Origin of the sequence: Ferribacterium limneticum (genome assembly GCF_020510565.1) — a bacterium.
In the GTDB taxonomy this organism is placed as follows: Bacteria; Pseudomonadota; Gammaproteobacteria; order Burkholderiales; family Rhodocyclaceae; genus Azonexus; species Azonexus limneticus_B.
The window spans coordinates 880,856-896,247 of the sequence record NZ_CP075189.1 but is presented as its reverse complement, the minus strand read 5'-3'; the positions used below and the strand labels follow the sequence as shown (position 1 = coordinate 896,247).

The 15,392-nt window shown below is 61.8% G+C and carries 16 protein-coding genes; 8 read left to right on the top strand and 8 right to left on the bottom strand.

The window, feature by feature from the left end; translation table 11 throughout:
* Positions 1-229: 229 nt before the first annotated feature.
* Complete coding sequence (locus KI610_RS04345) at positions 230-1,453, top strand: ABC transporter substrate-binding protein (RefSeq protein ID WP_226497448.1); 1,224 nt, start codon at positions 230-232, stop codon at positions 1,451-1,453.
* A 57-nt stretch (positions 1,454-1,510) separates the two neighbouring features.
* On the opposite strand, the gene KI610_RS04340 is transcribed toward KI610_RS04345, so the two are convergent.
* The gene (locus tag KI610_RS04340; protein ID WP_226497447.1) at positions 1,511-3,199 is read right to left on the bottom strand and encodes a bifunctional protein-serine/threonine kinase/phosphatase; all 1,689 of its coding nucleotides are present in this window, start codon (positions 3,197-3,199) and stop codon (positions 1,511-1,513) included.
* A 76-nt stretch (positions 3,200-3,275) separates the two neighbouring features.
* On the bottom strand, positions 3,276-4,490 hold the full coding sequence (locus KI610_RS04335; RefSeq protein ID WP_226497446.1) for a nitrate/nitrite transporter: 1,215 nt from the start codon (positions 4,488-4,490) through the stop codon (positions 3,276-3,278).
* Between the two features lie 447 nt (positions 4,491-4,937).
* On the opposite strand from KI610_RS04335, the gene KI610_RS04330 reads away from it, so the two are divergent.
* The 3 genes from KI610_RS04330 to KI610_RS04320 are packed head-to-tail and all read left to right on the top strand — an operon-like array spanning position 4,938 to position 6,665.
* Entirely contained in the window at positions 4,938-5,429 is a 492-nt protein-coding gene (locus tag KI610_RS04330; RefSeq protein ID WP_226497445.1) for a hypothetical protein, read from the top strand.
* 40 nt (positions 5,430-5,469) lie between these two features.
* The gene (locus KI610_RS04325; RefSeq protein ID WP_226497444.1) at positions 5,470-6,126 is read left to right on the top strand and encodes a hypothetical protein; all 657 of its coding nucleotides are present in this window, start codon (positions 5,470-5,472) and stop codon (positions 6,124-6,126) included.
* Complete coding sequence (locus KI610_RS04320; RefSeq protein ID WP_226497443.1) at positions 6,126-6,665, top strand: hypothetical protein; 540 nt, start codon at positions 6,126-6,128, stop codon at positions 6,663-6,665. The genes KI610_RS04325 and KI610_RS04320 overlap by 1 nt, the downstream gene beginning before the upstream one ends.
* A gap of 182 nt (positions 6,666-6,847) precedes the next feature.
* Here the strand turns inward: KI610_RS04320 and KI610_RS04315 are convergent, their stop codons facing one another.
* Complete coding sequence (locus KI610_RS04315) at positions 6,848-7,945, bottom strand: Acg family FMN-binding oxidoreductase (RefSeq protein ID WP_226497442.1); 1,098 nt, start codon at positions 7,943-7,945, stop codon at positions 6,848-6,850.
* 209 nt (positions 7,946-8,154) lie between these two features.
* Here KI610_RS04315 and KI610_RS04310 point away from each other — a divergent pair, with 209 nt between their 5' ends.
* Together KI610_RS04310 and KI610_RS04305 are read left to right on the top strand one after the other, a co-directional pair.
* Complete coding sequence (locus KI610_RS04310) at positions 8,155-8,346, top strand: hypothetical protein (protein WP_226497441.1); 192 nt, start codon at positions 8,155-8,157, stop codon at positions 8,344-8,346.
* Positions 8,347-8,385: 39 nt separating this feature from the next.
* Positions 8,386-8,853, top strand: a complete 468-nt coding sequence (locus KI610_RS04305) for a hypothetical protein (protein ID WP_226497440.1) — start codon at positions 8,386-8,388, stop codon at positions 8,851-8,853.
* Positions 8,854-9,016: 163 nt separating this feature from the next.
* On the opposite strand, the gene KI610_RS04300 is transcribed toward KI610_RS04305, so the two are convergent.
* Both KI610_RS04300 and KI610_RS04295 read right to left on the bottom strand, forming a co-directional pair.
* Entirely contained in the window at positions 9,017-9,283 is a 267-nt protein-coding gene (locus KI610_RS04300) for a helix-turn-helix domain-containing protein (protein ID WP_226497439.1), read from the bottom strand.
* 4 nt (positions 9,284-9,287) lie between these two features.
* Positions 9,288-9,599 (bottom strand): transcriptional regulator, encoded by a 312-nt coding sequence (locus KI610_RS04295; RefSeq protein ID WP_226497438.1) that lies wholly within the window; start codon positions 9,597-9,599, stop codon positions 9,288-9,290.
* Positions 9,600-9,908: 309 nt separating this feature from the next.
* Between KI610_RS04295 and KI610_RS04290 the strand changes: the two genes are divergently transcribed.
* Together KI610_RS04290 and KI610_RS04285 are read left to right on the top strand one after the other, a co-directional pair.
* The gene (locus tag KI610_RS04290) at positions 9,909-10,478 is read left to right on the top strand and encodes a DUF1579 family protein (protein ID WP_226497437.1); all 570 of its coding nucleotides are present in this window, start codon (positions 9,909-9,911) and stop codon (positions 10,476-10,478) included.
* A 39-nt stretch (positions 10,479-10,517) separates the two neighbouring features.
* Positions 10,518-12,188, top strand: coding sequence for a hypothetical protein (locus KI610_RS04285; protein ID WP_226497436.1), 1,671 nt, complete (start codon positions 10,518-10,520; stop codon positions 12,186-12,188).
* A 119-nt stretch (positions 12,189-12,307) separates the two neighbouring features.
* Here KI610_RS04285 and KI610_RS04280 read toward each other — a convergent pair whose 3' ends face one another.
* The 3 genes from KI610_RS04280 to nirD all read right to left on the bottom strand — a co-directional run bounded on the left by KI610_RS04280 (position 12,308) and on the right by nirD (position 15,389).
* Entirely contained in the window at positions 12,308-14,035 is a 1,728-nt protein-coding gene (locus tag KI610_RS04280; protein ID WP_226497435.1) for a bifunctional protein-serine/threonine kinase/phosphatase, read from the bottom strand.
* Between the two features lie 98 nt (positions 14,036-14,133).
* On the bottom strand, positions 14,134-14,946 hold the full coding sequence (locus tag KI610_RS04275) for a formate/nitrite transporter family protein (protein ID WP_226447696.1): 813 nt from the start codon (positions 14,944-14,946) through the stop codon (positions 14,134-14,136).
* 131 nt (positions 14,947-15,077) lie between these two features.
* Entirely contained in the window at positions 15,078-15,389 is a 312-nt protein-coding gene (gene nirD / locus KI610_RS04270) for a nitrite reductase small subunit NirD (protein ID WP_226497434.1), read from the bottom strand.
* Positions 15,390-15,392: the final 3 nt, after the last annotated feature.

Genomic DNA, 15,392 nt, shown 5'->3' with positions numbered 1-15,392 from the left:
GATGGAGCTTGATTTTTATTGTTTATTTTCAAGCAAACCGAGCTCTACCTCGTGTTTTCCTGGTTCCTGTTTTCTTTTCACGCCCCGTTTACGTATGGAGGCTAGGGAAAACACCAATGAGGGAAACCCGGATTGACGGCCTGGTCCACATGGCCAGAATCGGAGCCTGCCAGCGCCATGGCGCAGGTTTGGAGGAGTTCGGGTGCAGCAACCAAGCGAGGGAGACAAAATGCAAAAATTCAGAAACTGGTATGCAGTTTTGGCGATCGCCTTGTGGTCAGTGGGTGGTCCGCTATGGGCCGAGCCGCAAAGTATCAAGATTGGCGTGGTCGGCCCACTCAGTGCAAAGTCGTCGGAGGACATGGGGCTGAGCATTGTCGGTGGGGCCAAGGTGTTTCTTTCGGACATCAACACGACGGGCGGGATCATGGGGCGGCCGATTGAACTGGTCATCCGTGACGACCAGGCCAAGCCGGAGGTCGGCGTAGCCATTGCCCGGGAACTGGTGGAAAAGGAAAAGGTGGTCGCCGTCGTCGGCTTCGCCAATACCGGGGTCGCCTTGCCGTCGGCCAAGGTGCTGCAGGAGGCGAGAATTCCGCTGATCGTGAGCGGCGCGACCGGCGCCACAATCACCCGCTCGTTCATGCCGCCAGCCTATCCGGTCAGCTACGTGTTCCGTACCTCGGCCAGCGACGAACTGCAGCCGGTCGTCATCCTCGACGACGTGATCGACCGGCGAAAACTGGGCCGGATCGCGCTACTGCACGACGAGTCACCCTATGGCCAGTTCGGCCGGCAAAGTGTGCTGGCCGAACTGGAACGGCGCAAGCTCAAACCGGTTACCGTGGCGAGCTTCAAGGTCGGCGAGACGGATATGAGAGCGCCGCTGCAGCAGGTCAAGGAGAGTGGCGCCGACGTTATCGTCATGTACTGCCTGGGGGCCGATGCGGCGACGCTGGTCAAAAGTGCCGAGAAAGTGAACTTGAAATTGCCGATGGTCGGCCCGTGGACCTTGTCGCAAAAAACCTTTATCGACCAGGCAGGAAAGAGCGCCGAAGGGGCGCGGACATCGGTGACTTTCATCGAGAGCGAACTGAGTTCGATCAAGAGCCAGTTCTCTCTCAATTACCGCAAGATCAACAAAGTCAGCCGAATTCCGTCGGCGGTGGCCGCCGCCCAGACCTACGATGCGCTGCGCCTGATCTCGCTGGCCATCTTCCAGGCCAACTCGACGGAAGGGCCGCAGATTCAGGCGGCTCTCGAAGATATGCAATACCCGACCTCGTCGACAGTCGTCTCGCGCTACGCCAAGCCTTTCACCAAAACCGACCACGAGGCGGTCGCCGGGAACATGGTCATCATGGGTGAAATTCGCAATGGACAGGTCGCCTACGCCTACAAGGAAGACGCCAGCAACTCAGCAATAATGCGGACGAAAGCCCCCGCCAGATAAGGCGTAATGCCGGCTCACACAGGAACGGGGCGCAGGCGAGCCCCCGCTGCCCGGCGACTAGCGCATCAAAATGAGCAACAAAATCAGGTTGACCGCGAGAGACAGCGCCGCGAGGACTTTCCAGAATTGCAGCGGATTGCGCTCGATCAGGGGTTGCCGGCTCGGCGCGGCGATCGGCCGGGTGGCGCCGCGTTCGAGGGCCAGGACGAACTCCTCGGCCGTCTCGAAGCGATCTTTTGCTTCGCGCGCCACGGCCTTGAGCAGGATATTTTCGAGCCAGCCGGGAATTTCCGGGCGCCAGCGGGTCGGTCGGGCCGGCTCGCCGAATTTCGGCGTCTGGAAGGGTTCGATTTCGCCGTAGGGATATTTGCGCGTCAGCAGGTGGTAGAGCGTCACACCGGCGGCGTAGAGGTCGTGGCCGGGCTGCGGCTCGGGGCTGTCGTACAGTTCCGGCGCCATGTAGGACGGCGTGCCGGCCTGACCGATCGGCTCGTCAGCCTTGCGTTCGGCCAGGCTGATGGCGACGCCGAGGTCGAGGACACGCAGCACGCCATCCTGGCCGAGGTGGATGTTGTCGGTCTTGATGTCGCGATGCACGATGTCGAGCCGGTGCAAGGCGCCAATCGCCTTGAGCAGGGCAATGCCGAGCCGGACAACCTCGCCGGCCGGGAAATGCTGGCCGGCATCGAGCCGGGCCTGCAGCGTCGCTCCGGCGTGCCAGGTCATGAGGTAGTAGAGGCAGCTGCGCTGCTCGGCCGGCACGACCTGCGGGAAGAACGGCGAAACGACGCGCCTGGCCCGCCATTCCTCCATGAGCAGCGCGGCGATGGCGCCCTGGTCGCCTTCCATCGCCGGTTGCAGGGTCTTGAGCACTAGCTGTTGGCTATTGCGTGGGTTGCGCACGCGATAGAGCAAGGTTTCGCGCGAGTCGTGCAGCACCTCCTCGACAATCAGGCCATCGAGTTCATGCCCGACTTTGAGGCGATGCGGCAAAGGCAGGCTGGCCGCGCTTTCCAGGCTGTCGCGCAGGCTGGCCGGCGGCAGGCCGAGCACGTCGACGACGACGGCCGTCGCGTTGTCGTGGCCGCCCTGGGCCAGCGCCAGGCTGGTCAGCGCGGCGGCGGCGGCCTGCGGATCGGGATGGTCGAGCAGCACCTCGGCGATCAGCGCATCAGGCAGGATGCCCCAGACGCCATCGGAAACAAGCAGGAAACGGTCATTGACCGCCAGTTCACCGTCGGCGAAATCGAGCAGGACGCGCGGGTCGAGGCCGATGGCGCGCGACAGCACGTTGTTGAGTTCCGGGTGTTCCCAGGTGTGATCGACCGTCATTTGCTGCAGACGGCCTTCCTGCAGGCGGTAGATGCGGCTGTCGCCAATATGCGCCATATAGAAGCGGCGACCGCGCAGAACGAGCACCGACAGCGTGGTCGCCATGCCGGACAGTTCGGCGTTGCGGCTGCCTTCGGCGATGACCCAGCGGTTGAGCGCCGTGGTCACCGTTTCGATGGCGCGCGGCACGCCCCAGGTGTCGGGCGTCGCGAAATAATCGGAGAGCAGGCCACGCACCGTGTATTCGGAGGCCTCGCGGCCGCCCTTGTGGCCGCCGATGCCGTCGGCGACGGCGGCAATGACGCCCTTGTTTTCGAGCTCCTGCCCTTCCGGCGTGGCGACGCCGCAAAAATCCTCGTTCCGCTCGCGCGGCCCGGTCAGCGAGGCGTGACCGACTTCAACTTTTAAGGGCATGGCAGCTTTCAGAAATTGAAAAGGCGGCGCTGCTCGCAAGCAGCCCCGCCCATGACTGACTCAGATCGACTTTACGTCAGATCTTGGCTGCCGTCAGGTGGCTCGCGCCCCACGTCGTACGCCAGCGGGTCTTGACGCTGGTCAGGCCGACCAGCGCGAAGACGGCGAGGGCGGCAAAGATCAGGAAGCCGGCCTGATAGGAACCCGTCAGTTGCTTCGAGTAACCCAGACTGGAAGCCAGGTAGAAGCCGCCGACGCCACCGGCCATGCCGACCAGCCCGGTCATCACGCCGATTTCCTTGCGAAAGCGCTGCGGCACGAGCTGAAACACCGCGCCGTTGCCCATGCCCAGCGCCAGCATGGCGCCGACAAAGGCGGCCAGCGCCATCCACGCTTCCGGCAAACCAAAGCTGACGATGGCCAGGAAGATGGCGGCGAAGATGTACATCACGGTCAGCGACTTGACGCCGCCGATGCGGTCGGCCACGTTGCCACCGATCGGCCGCACCAGCGAACCGGCGAAGACGCAACCGGCGGTGAAGAAGCCGGCCATCTTCGGATCAAGGCCGTACTGGGTGTTGAAGTAGATGACCAGCGACGAGGCCAGACCGACGAAGCCACCGAAGGTGACCGAGTAGAAGAACATGAACCACCAGGCATCCTTGTCTTTGAGGACCTTCATGTATTCGGCGAAGGTCTTGGGCGGCGGGGCATCCGGCGCATCCTTGGCCATGAAGATGAAGGCGATCAGCACGATGACCAGCGGAATCAGCACGATGCCGAAGACATTGACCCAGCCGAAGGCAGCCGCCAGACCGGGGGCGAACAGGGCGGCCAGCGCCGTACCCGAGTTGCCGGCACCGGCAATGCCCATCGCCGTGCCCTGATGTTCGGCCGGATACCAGCGCGAAGCGAGCGGCAAGGCGGCGGCGAAGGAAGCACCGGCGACACCGAGGAAGAGACCGAGGATCAGCACTTCAGCGTAGGAATGAACGCCGATCTGCCAGGCGTAGAGCATGGTGGCGATGACCACGACCTGCCCGATGATCGCCGCCTTTTTCGGCGACAGACGATCCACCAGAATGCCCATGATGATGCGCAGCAGCGCCCCGGCCAGCACCGGGGTGGCCACCATCATGCCTTTTTCGGCGTGCGACAGGCCAAGATCCTTGGCAATGCCGATGCCCAGCGGGCCAAGCAGCACCCAGACCATGAAGGCGAGATCGAAGTAGAGAAAAGCCGCGAGCAGCGTCGGCGTATGGCCGGCCTGCAGGAATGATTTCTTGTCCATTTTGGATGATTTTCCGGGTTGACCGTGGGAACGGTCGTTGAGGGAGGATGGCTTCCTTCAGCGCATGGCGTCATCGCCATCAGCCCACCCTCGTTGGCGGAAAATCGCTGTGATGGTCTTACTTCGCAAGCGGCGTGCCAAGGCAATAAACCCCTGATTTACTGTGGGCATGGCTAAAACGTCGCAGGAGATGCGCACCAAAAGAGCGCGCGTATCTCCATTGCGGTGCAGCATTTTGGGGTGAAGTCGGCGATGGATTCTGATTGGCAAACCACTTTCGCCAGCCCGGCGAGCACGCTTTCAATTTCGGGCAAAATTTCCGGTTGACCGTCAGCTTCTCAAAACAGCCGTTGTTGGATGGAGTCCGCTATCCATAGCCGGCCCCACTGCCAGCATGCATATCGAGTATGCTTTCAAGCAAATCCCGATACCCGACACGCCTTCCCGATGAGCTTCCCGCCGCCCATTCCCGTCAATACGCTGACCACCGAGAACCTTCGGCAGTTCGCGGTCTGGCGCTACCTGGACGACGAAGAATGTGGCGAAGGCACCGACGAATCGTTCGTCACCCCGTCCGACGAGGTGCCCCCTGTTGGTAGCCATGGCAGCTTCGTCGTCGCTGCAAACTACTTGCTACACGGCGGCGATACGTTTCCCGGCGCGGTACAACTCGACCAGTTGGGCGCGAAACGGCTGTTCACGCCCATCCTGATCCACGTCGCCGGCAAATGCCTGGACCCGCTGGCGGCGGACCTTGCCGCGCGCCTTTCGCGACTGCAAAAAACGCCAGGCGGCCAGCCTGTCCGATGGACACTGGACATCACCCTGCCCGGCGACAAAGCCCCGGCGTCCGGACGAATTTTCAGATCCAGGGCGCTCCGGGCACTCGCTCTGCTGGCGCAACTCGTGTCACTTTTCTTCACCCGGCGCCGCCGATGAAGATTGGCGCCCCACCTCTCATTCGAACGGGTTCCCGGCCATGATGCGCAAAATTCACCGCGTCGCCCTCGCCGCCCAGCTCAAGCCGCTGCTCGCGGCGCTGGAGCCGGCCTTCCAACTCGCCAAGGCCGATGTTGCCAAGGCGCTCGCCACAGAACGTCGCTTCGCCTTCTGCGCCGACTATCCGGCCGGCAAGGCATTCCTGCTGTTTTACCCCGCGGCGACCGCCAGCGACGATTACTTCACCGTCGAAGTCGCCTGGATAGCCGCCCCCGTCACGACCGAAGCACTGAATGCCCCGGCCCTGCAGATGGCCGTCCTGAGTCCATGGCGGGACTGCACCCGTGACGACATGGCCCGCCGGCCGGGCTGGCGGCTACGCATCGACGATCTCTGGACAGATTCACCGCAGCAGTACCACGGCTCGTTTCAATTCTCCACGGCAGCCGCGCGCTACTGCGAACAGATGTTCTCCCTGCACCAGCTGCCGACCCAGCAAGCCAGGGAAGACCACGCGTTTGCCCTGCTGCAGGAATGCGTGGCGGAAGAGAAGGGGCTGACCGACGAACAGGCCGCACAAGAGCTTTCGCCGGCGATCAGCCTCTGCCACGCAGCCATCATCGCGGCGGCCCTGCCCTATTTCCGCCTGACAAGCGACAGCCAGACCATCATGGATAAGCCCCCGACAGGCCCCTGATGACGCTCCGCGCCAAACTGCTTGCCAGCTTTCACGCCCTTGCCACCGGCACGCTGCGCCTTGACCCGGCAAGCGCCGATGCCTTCTCGAACCACGTCGCCAATGCCTGCGAAGGCCTGCACGTCATCGGCCAACTGTGCACGGCACCGAACGCCCTTCAATCCGCAACGCTGGCGATCATGCTCGAACGCTGGTTCCGCCTGTTGCCCGAGTTCGAGGCAGCCAGGCAGATTCTCGAGCGCAAGGCCGGCCCATCACAGGTGGCGCCAAATCTCGACGCCGCCAGCGCCCTGCTCCTGCACTCCCGAATCCTTGAAGTCAGCCTCTCCCAGCGAGCCCTGCCCGAAACCCGGGCAATGCGAGTCGCCGACCTCGTTCGCGATGCCGCCAGCGCCTTCTTCGCCCTGGAGCAAAAGTGCCGGGCGCCGGATCGCCATACGCAAAAACTGCTCGCCGCGACCCTGCGCGCGGCATTGGGGCAACCGCTATCGCAGGCCCGGGAAGCGGCCTGCATTTTCCTGAACTCCGACCGGAAATAGGCTGGCCGGCCCCCCTATTTCAATTTTGGCTATTTTTTCCGGTTGACCGTGGGAGTCGCCTCCCCGGCCTATTTAACGCAACCGTCAGCGTCCGGCCGTCTTCAAGGCGAGCGCGGAGCCGGTGTGTCGTATCCGCCGAGGGCAAGGCCAGCCGACAGGATCGAGGTCATTCCTTCTCCGGATCAGACCAGCACAGACTGAACCGGTCGGCGCATCGACAAGGGCATGGCCGGACCGCGGCCGAAACGCACGACCAGATCAGGGCGCAGCCCGCCGAGGCCGATGGCAGCGGCGAACTGTGGCCGGAGCGCTGCCACCTCGACCGGTTGGTTTAGGAACGCGTTGCGGATGCCCAGCGCCGTCGCCTGCAAGGCAAAGCGCTCGTAGCAGCGGCCGGTTTCCACCCAATGCGCCTTGTCGCTGACCTCCGAAAGGAACACGGCGATGCCGGCCGAGTTGCGAATTTGCCGGGCGTAGCGCTCGTTCTCGGATTTTGCCGTGAGGAACAGCCCCATCATCCGGCTGCCCAGCCAGCGCGGCACGGCCGGGTTGCCCGTGGCGCCGGCGAACAGGCCATCGCCAGTCCGAATCGCTTCGTCATGGCTGAAGCGAATCCATGTTTTCAGTTCCTTGATGAAAGCCGGATCATTGATTTGCGCCGTGTTGCCAGACACCACGTAATCGAGAACCGTCTCCATCGCCGACCGTTCGGTCAGCAGCAGCACGCGTACCCCGTTGCCGCTGCCGGCCTGTTCAAGCAAGCGAAGCTCCGCGGTGGACAGCGGCCGGCCATCGTAATCGCCGCGGGTGCACTGCCGCTCGGCAATCGCCTGAAACAGCGGCGAGACATGAGCCTTGGTCGCCTCCAGCCGCACAACAACCTCACCATCCCCGGCCGGATCGAAACTGGCGGTGGCCTGCAGCCCGTTGGCCAACGCTGCCTGCACCAGGTTTTCGCTGGCACAGCCCAAAGAAACGAACAGGTGATGATCATCCGGATCGACCGCCGGGCAGCGCCGCGAGAAGTCCGGCGCGATGGTAATCAAGCCATCCCGAACCCGAAATTTCCAGCACTGCGTGTTATGACTCGATGGCGCCAGCGTGGCATGACGCACCAGTTCACCGAGCAGCAGCGCACGGTCGCCAGCGCCCACCGCCACCGGGCGACGAAGGCGGCGAGCCGCATCTTCAACGGGCGAGTCGGTCGAACAACCCACTAACAACGGCGCCGCAACCGCCAAAGCGCCCGCGCCCACGACAAACTGTCTGCGTCCCAACATGGCATGCCCCGCTCGTTAAGTAGGAACTGCGAATACCACCAACATATTCTCTACCAACTTTCCGCTCTGTTCGATAGCGAACGCAGGCAGGGGCATTTCATTTTCAGCCGTTTTTTCCGGTTGACCGTGGATGTCCATGCTAGGAAGCCATTGTGGCAATTCGGCAAAAGGGCAAGAATGCTTTGCAAACGCAAAATGACTAAAACACGATGAAAACCACCACTTCTGCAGCGTCACGCACCCCGCCAGACCTCAGGCAACGCGCCGAAGAAACCCAGCGGAAATTTATTGCTCGCAGCCTGCGTTCACGCGATAACGCGCGCCAGAGTAGCAAGTACGTCAACTCAGATGCGGTTATCGAGCAGCTAGAGCAAATGCTGTTGAATGGGAAATTACTCTGACCCTTTTAGCCACACTTCCACTCGGAGTAAATACGAAACATGACCAAAGAAACTGGCGACAAATATGGCAACGTAACGCTAACAGACGTGAAATTAGCTTCGGTGTATTACCCAATCCTTATCGGTCTAGCAAAACACAAGCATTGCCTGACCTATGGAGAATTGATTGCAAAAGCAAAAGAAGAACACCCTGACATACCAGAAGTTCAGAATGCTGTACCTGTTGGGACAGGACGCCGTCTAGAAGTAGTCCGATATTTCACTGAGCAACACGGCTACCCCGACCTGACTAGTTTGGTTATCAGCAAAAGTACAGGTGAATGCGGAGAATGGGTGCTCGAACGCTACAACCCAATAAAGTTGCGAGAGGAAGTTTTTTCGTTTGACTGGTCGAAAGCCACTCTTGATTTTGATGGATTCCTCCTGCACACCACCAAGCAAATTGCCGACAAGGCCAAGCCAAAACCCAAGAAGCCAGAAGCCAGAAGCCGAGAAACTAATGTATGAGTACTACAAACAACATAAATCAGCACTTCCCTCCAACATAACTAAAAAGCGCGAGTTAATCGTTATGCTGCTTATGGCGGGCGTTGCAGAGGATGAAGCATTTTCCCAGGCAGTTGCACAACTTTAGCGTAACGTCCTCGCACAAACAGGGGACGGATTTCGCTCAAGCAGCCGCCTTGACCGCCTCCGGATTCTGCGACGCAATACGCAGCAGGGTCTTGGCGGCACCGGAAGGTTCGCGGCGGCCTTGTTCCCAGTCCTGCAAAGTGCGGACCGATACACCAAGCAACTTGGCGAACTCGCTTTGCGACATGCCGACGCGGTTGCGCGCTTCGGTTGCGGCCGACACTTCGACGGCGGTTACCCGCGCCGCCTTGCCGGTTTTCATCTGGCGAACGGAGGCCAGCAGATCGTTCTGGAATTGTTCCATTTCTTTATCCACGTTCCACCTCGGCTTTCAGTCTGAATAGAAACTCGGCTGGCAGGTTGTCGAACTTGGCTTTTGCGTAAGCAATCAGCAACCATATTCGGCCATCCAGCACGTTGAAATAAATCACCCGCGCACCGCCACGCTTGCCCATCCCGGAGCGGCTCCATCTCACTTTTCGGCAGCCGCCGGACCCGGGAATGACATCACCAGCCAACGGATTTGCGGCTATCCACTCGATGAATTCGAGACGCTCGCTTTCGGACCAAATGGAAGCAGCGTAACGTTGGAATACCTCGGTTTCGGCAACAGTGTGCATGCGCAAATAATACGGCATTGCCGTATATTGTCAATGGCAGCGGAGTCCATCGGCAACCAGAAAAAATGGCGTGCGTTAAACCTGCGCCATTTCATTTTTAGCCCTTTTTTCCGGTTGACCGTAGCTCTCAGTTTCCGGCCCCATCAGACCACCAAAATAGGGCAAATTCGGCCATTCGCATAGGCAACAATTTCAAACTTGGCCTATTCGGCCAGCGCAAGCAGGCCCGTTGACCGGAACATCGACGACACGGATACTGGGTTCGCGCCGTCGTGTATCACTTCTTCCGAAACGCTTTGGGAGCTGGCCATGGACATCGTTTCGCGTGCAATGATCTTGCAGCCCCTGTTCTACTCGCGCATCGCGTGCGTTGGTCTGGCGCTCGTCTTCGTCATGCCGCCCGGCTACGCGCAATCGTCTGCCGAGGATGAGGCCAAACTGGCTGAAAAGCTCAAGGTGCTCGATTTGTTTCGGGGCACCTGGGACGTCACGATCAAGACGCTTACGCCGGAGAAACCGGTCGTCACCTCGGTGCACCGGAATGCCTGGGTGCTTGGCGACCGCTATCTGCAAGGCGACAGCGGACTTAAATCCGATGGGTCGCACGATCTCAGCATGATGACTTACGACCTGGCGACGGGGAAATATCCGCTGTGGATCTTCTACTCGACTGGCGTTGTCTTTGCCCTGCCGTCCGGAGACTGGGACGAAGCGACGCGGACCATGGTCTGGAAGAGTCCGCCGAATCTGCTCGGCTCCTACCAGTACACCTGCGTGCTACCCGACAATCGCGCGCATCGCTGCAAGGCGGTGGCCAAGAACTGGACGGGCAAGGTGCTGCTCGAACAGGAAGTCGTGGCCGTGCGGCGTGCGCCGTGAGGCTTTGCCCGGCTCCCCGGACGGTTTCCGGCGCGTCTCATGATTGAAGAACTCACGCCTATCGTTCTCGCGATCAGCATGCTGGTGGTCATCGCTGTTTCGACCATCCTCAGCCTGCTGATTTCTACGCTGGTGCTTGCCGCCTATCGCCGCCGCGTGCTGGGCGCGATGGCGCAGCATGCCGGCGACGCCCCGGCGCCTGAGTCAGACGACGCGAAGATCACCGATCGCACGGTCAATTTCGCCGGGCAACAGCCGGCGCACCCGACCGGCGCAACGCTGTATCAACGCGCCCGGCAGGCGGCGCTGGGAGCGGCGTGGCGCATCGCACTTGGCGGATTCAGCTTCGCGCTGGTCATCGCGGTTGCCACCAGCCTGGCTTTCGCCGATCAGCCGACGGCGACCCTGTTTGTCCTGGCGCTGTGGGGCGCCAGCTGGCCGACCGGGCTGGCGCTGGTGCTGGCGACGCCGCCCTCGCGACGATTGCGCCTTGCTGCCGTGGCCGGCTATTTCACGCTGTTTGTGGTCGGCGCCATCGTTTCCGAAGTGGCGACGCAGCGGCTTGGCACCGCCGCCGGTTATCTCCACAGCATCGCGCCGCCGCAGATGCTGGCCGGCTGGCTGGTGGCGAATGGCCCGCCGACTGTTTTGCTGTTGCTGTTCGTCAATCGTCGGGTGCGCGCCATCGGCCCGCTGGTGCTCGGCTTCGCCACGGCGCTGTCGAGCGGCCTGATGGCGACTTACCTGCTGCTGATGACGCCAGCCGGCTGGCGATGGCTGGAGCTCGCCGCCAATGCCCTCGGCCTGTCGCCGTTCACCGTCCTGGCCATCCTGGCGATCATCGTGCTGGCGCTCGGCGGCATGCTCGGCTGGCGCTTCCTGAGCTGGATCAGGAACGCCTATCTGCGCAAGCAGGTCAATGACCGATCGCTGACGCTCGATGCCCTGTGCTTGCTGTTCGCCAGCTGGTATGCCATGGCGCTGACGCTGGCCGGTCTGGCCTGGGTCTTGGCGGGCGGGCTGGCGTTTGCCGCCGGCAAGGTGACAACGACGTGGGCCGGCCGGCGATTGGCCGGCGTCGATGCTCCCGGGCAGCCGCGCGGGCTGGTGTTCCTGCGCGTGTTCTCACTCGGCGCGCGCAGCGATCGCCTGTTTGACGCCATTGCGCGCTATTGGCGTTACATCGGCAGCATCGACCTGATCACCGGCCCAGATATCGCCCACAGCACGGTGCAACCCCACCAGTTGCTCGACTTTCTGGCTGGCCGGCTGGCAACGCATTTTGTCGCCAGCACGCCCACGCTCGACGAGCGCCTGCGGCAACGCGACACGGCGCCCGACCGCGATGGCTGGTTTCGCGTCAATAACTTTTTCTGTCATGCGGACACCTGGGAGCGGGTGCTGCCGCGCCTGGTGCAAGGCGGCGCCGTGGTGCTGATGGACTTGCGGAATTTCTCCGGGGACAACGCCGGTTGTGTGCACGAGCTGCGGCATCTGGTCGGTTTCGTGCCACTGCGCCGTTGTGTCCTGGTCGTCGACGAAACCACCGACCAGGCTTTCCTGCGCCAAACGCTGGAAGATGCCTGGCAGGCCATGCCGGAGCAATCGCCGAATCGCTCTGCCCTTTCATCCGAGGCAAATCTGCATCACCTCGGCTCCGGGGCACAGTCGCTGCGGGCGCTGTTGCAGCGACTGTGCGATGCCGCCTGAATTGCGCAGGCCACCTCACTCCCCATTTTTGATTTCTGCCCTATTTTCGGGCCACCCCGGGGACCAGCAGTTGTTCCTATGGTCGCAGCATTTCATTATCTCGCCGCCGTGCCGGTAGTTCAGTGAAAGCGAACGGCGCTCACCATGACCAGCCCCAGCATCAGCACAAACGAAACGCTTTTCCAGAAAATCACCGGGTTGCGCTCGATGAGGGGCGGTTTGGTCTTGTTGAGGAAAATCCGGTTCGGGTGGTGGAGGTCGTAGATGAACTCGGAAAGCTCTTCGTAGCGGGCGAAGGGGTCGGGGTCGACGGCTTTGCGGAGGGCGTCGTCGATCCAGGCGGGGATTTCGCGTTCTTCGCTGAGCACGCTTTTGTAGGCCAGTTTTTTCTGCGCCGATTTGGTGCGCGACTTGGGGACTTCCGTGCCGTAGGGAAAGCCGCCGGACAGCATCTGGTAGGCGATGACGCCGAGCGAGTAGAAGTCGGAGCGGGCGCTGCCCGGCTCGCCGAGGAAGTATTCCGGGGCGGCGTAGAGGGCGGCGCCGAGCAGGTTGATCTGTTCGACAGCGGTGGTGATTTCCTCGATGCCGGCAACGCGGGTGGCACCGAAATCGATGATTTTCACGGTGCCCGTGGTGTCGATCATGATGTTGTCCGGCTTGAGGTCCTGATAGACCATTTCCAGCCGGTGGAAGGCCTGCAGGCCCTTGGCGATCTGCTCGAGGAGGCCGCGCACGACGGCCAGTTCCGGGCGTGGGTTGTCGATCATCCATTGCGTCAGCGTCTGCCCCTCGATGTATTCGCTGACGACGTAGATGGACTGGCGCTGGCGGGTGTGGGCGCAGGGTTTGAGGACGTGCGCGCTGTTGATGCGGCGGGCGATCCACTCTTCGAGCAGGAAACGTTCTAGTGCCGCCGGGTCGGCCTGCATGTCGGTGGATGGCGTCTTGATGACGACGCGTTCGCCGGTTTCATTATCGACGGCGAGGTAGATGTGGCTGCGGGCGCTGTGCTTGATGACGCGGACGATCTGGTAGCCCTCGAACTCGGCCCGAGCGTCGAGCAAGGGCGGGCAAGGCAGGTCGGAAAGCTGGCGGTAGACTTCGTTAGCTTCCGGGTCGGGGAGTTCGTCGATTCGCACGAGCTGGATGGTCAGGTTGTCGGCGCTGCCGGCTTGCAGGGCAGCCTCGGCGATGGCCCGGGCCGCCGCGTCGAGATCGGCGGCGCTGTCGATGGCGCTGCGGATGCAGGCGGCGTCGACGTGTTCATAAACGCCGTCGGTGGCGAGCAGCAGCAGGTCGCCGACGGCGAGTTGCAAGGCCTGGTAGTCGATGTCGACCCTGCGGTCCATGCCCAGGGCGCGGGCCAGGTAGCTCTGGGCCGATGACACCCGAACGCGGTGATCCTCGGTCAGTTGCGTCAGCTCGCTGCCGCGCAGGCGGTAGATGCGGGCGTCGCCGACGTGAAAGAGATGCGCCGTCGTGGACTTGATGACGACGGCGCTGAAGGTGCACACGTAGCCACGCTCGCGGTCGTAGCGGTGATGGCTTTGCTGGGTCTGCGAATGCAGCCAGGAATTGGTCGCCGTCAGCACATGCTCGCCCGACTTCTTCACCGACCAGGCATCGGCGGTGCAGAAATAGTCTTCGAGAAAGCCGGTCACCGCCGACTGCGCCGCCTCCTGGCTGACCGGGCTGCTGCTGATGCCATCGGCCAGCGCGACGGCAATGCCCTTGGCCGACAGTTGCGGCTCGCGCGGGATGCAAACGCCGTGGAAATCCTGATTGAGTTCCTTGCGCCCGTTGTCGGAATACTGCCCGACGGTGACTTGCAGATGACGTCCCATGCTGCTTGCCTTTTGCTACGGTCGACCGCAAAAATCGGCCAAAAATTGAAAGAAGCCCCCGACCTTACGGCGGGGGCTATGCCGAAACGGATGGTCGATCAGATCGCCTTGCGCTTCGGTGCGGTACGCACGTGGGTCGAATACATCGTCAGACCAACGAAAAACAGACCACCAACCAGATTGCCAAGCGCAGTCGGGATCTCGTTCCAGATCAGGTAATCCATGATCGTGAAGTTACCGCCCATCATCAAGCCGGTAGGGAAGAGGAACATGTTGACGACGGAGTGCTCGAAGCCCATGAAGAAGAAGACCATGATCGGCATCCACATGGCCATGATCTTGCCCGAGACATTGGTACAAATCATCGCGCAGACGACGCCGGTCGACACCATCCAGTTGCACAGCACGCCACGGGTAAAGATGGTCAGCATGCCGGCCGCACCGTGCGCCGAGTAGCCAACGGTCCGACCCTCACCGATAGTGCCGATTTTTTGCGCGATGGCATTGGGGGCCTCCGAGAAACCGAAGGTCCAGACGATGACCATGAGCACCGCTACCGTCAGCGAACCGGCAAAGTTGCCGGTAAATACCAGCCCCCAGGTGCGCAGGATGCCCTTCATGGTAACGCCCGGACGCTTGTCGATCAGGGCCAATGGGCAGAGGGTAAACACGCCGGTGAGCAGATCGAAGCCAAGCAGGTAAAGCATGATGAAGCCAACCGGGAAGAGCATGGCGCCAACCAGCGGCATGCCGGTCTGAACAGTGACCGTGACTGCGAAGGCAGCGGCCAGATTGAGGATGGCGCCGGCCATGAAGGCGCGGATCAGGGTATCGCGGGTGGACATGAAGATTTTCGATTCGCCGGCATCGATCATTTTGGTGACGAATTCGGTGGGTGCCAGATAGGCCATGGTGGTTTCCTCGTGGGATTTGATTTGTTTTGAAAGCTCCCGGGGCCGCTCTCAAGAGCGGGGAGCCTGAACCCCACCATTGGGGTTGGCCGGGCCGGCAGCGCTGCCGGCCCTGTTCATGCACAGGCCGCTCAGGCGGCCATGTAGACTTGGCCGTTTTCGACCTTGACTTCAAACTTCTTGCAGCCACCGACGTCCGGCGCGACGGCCTGGCCGTCTTCGAGGCCGATGTTCCAGCCGTGCAACGGGCAGGTCACGCGCTTGCCGTGCACGATGCCTTGCGACAGCGGGCCGCCCTTGTGCGGACATTTGTCGTGCAGGGCGAAGACTTCATCGTCCGAGGTGCGGAAGACGGCGATCTTGCCGCGCTCTTCCCAATGCACGACGCGCGAGCCGAGTTGCGGAATGTCTTCCAGTTTGCAGATCAGTTTCCAGTTGCTCATTTT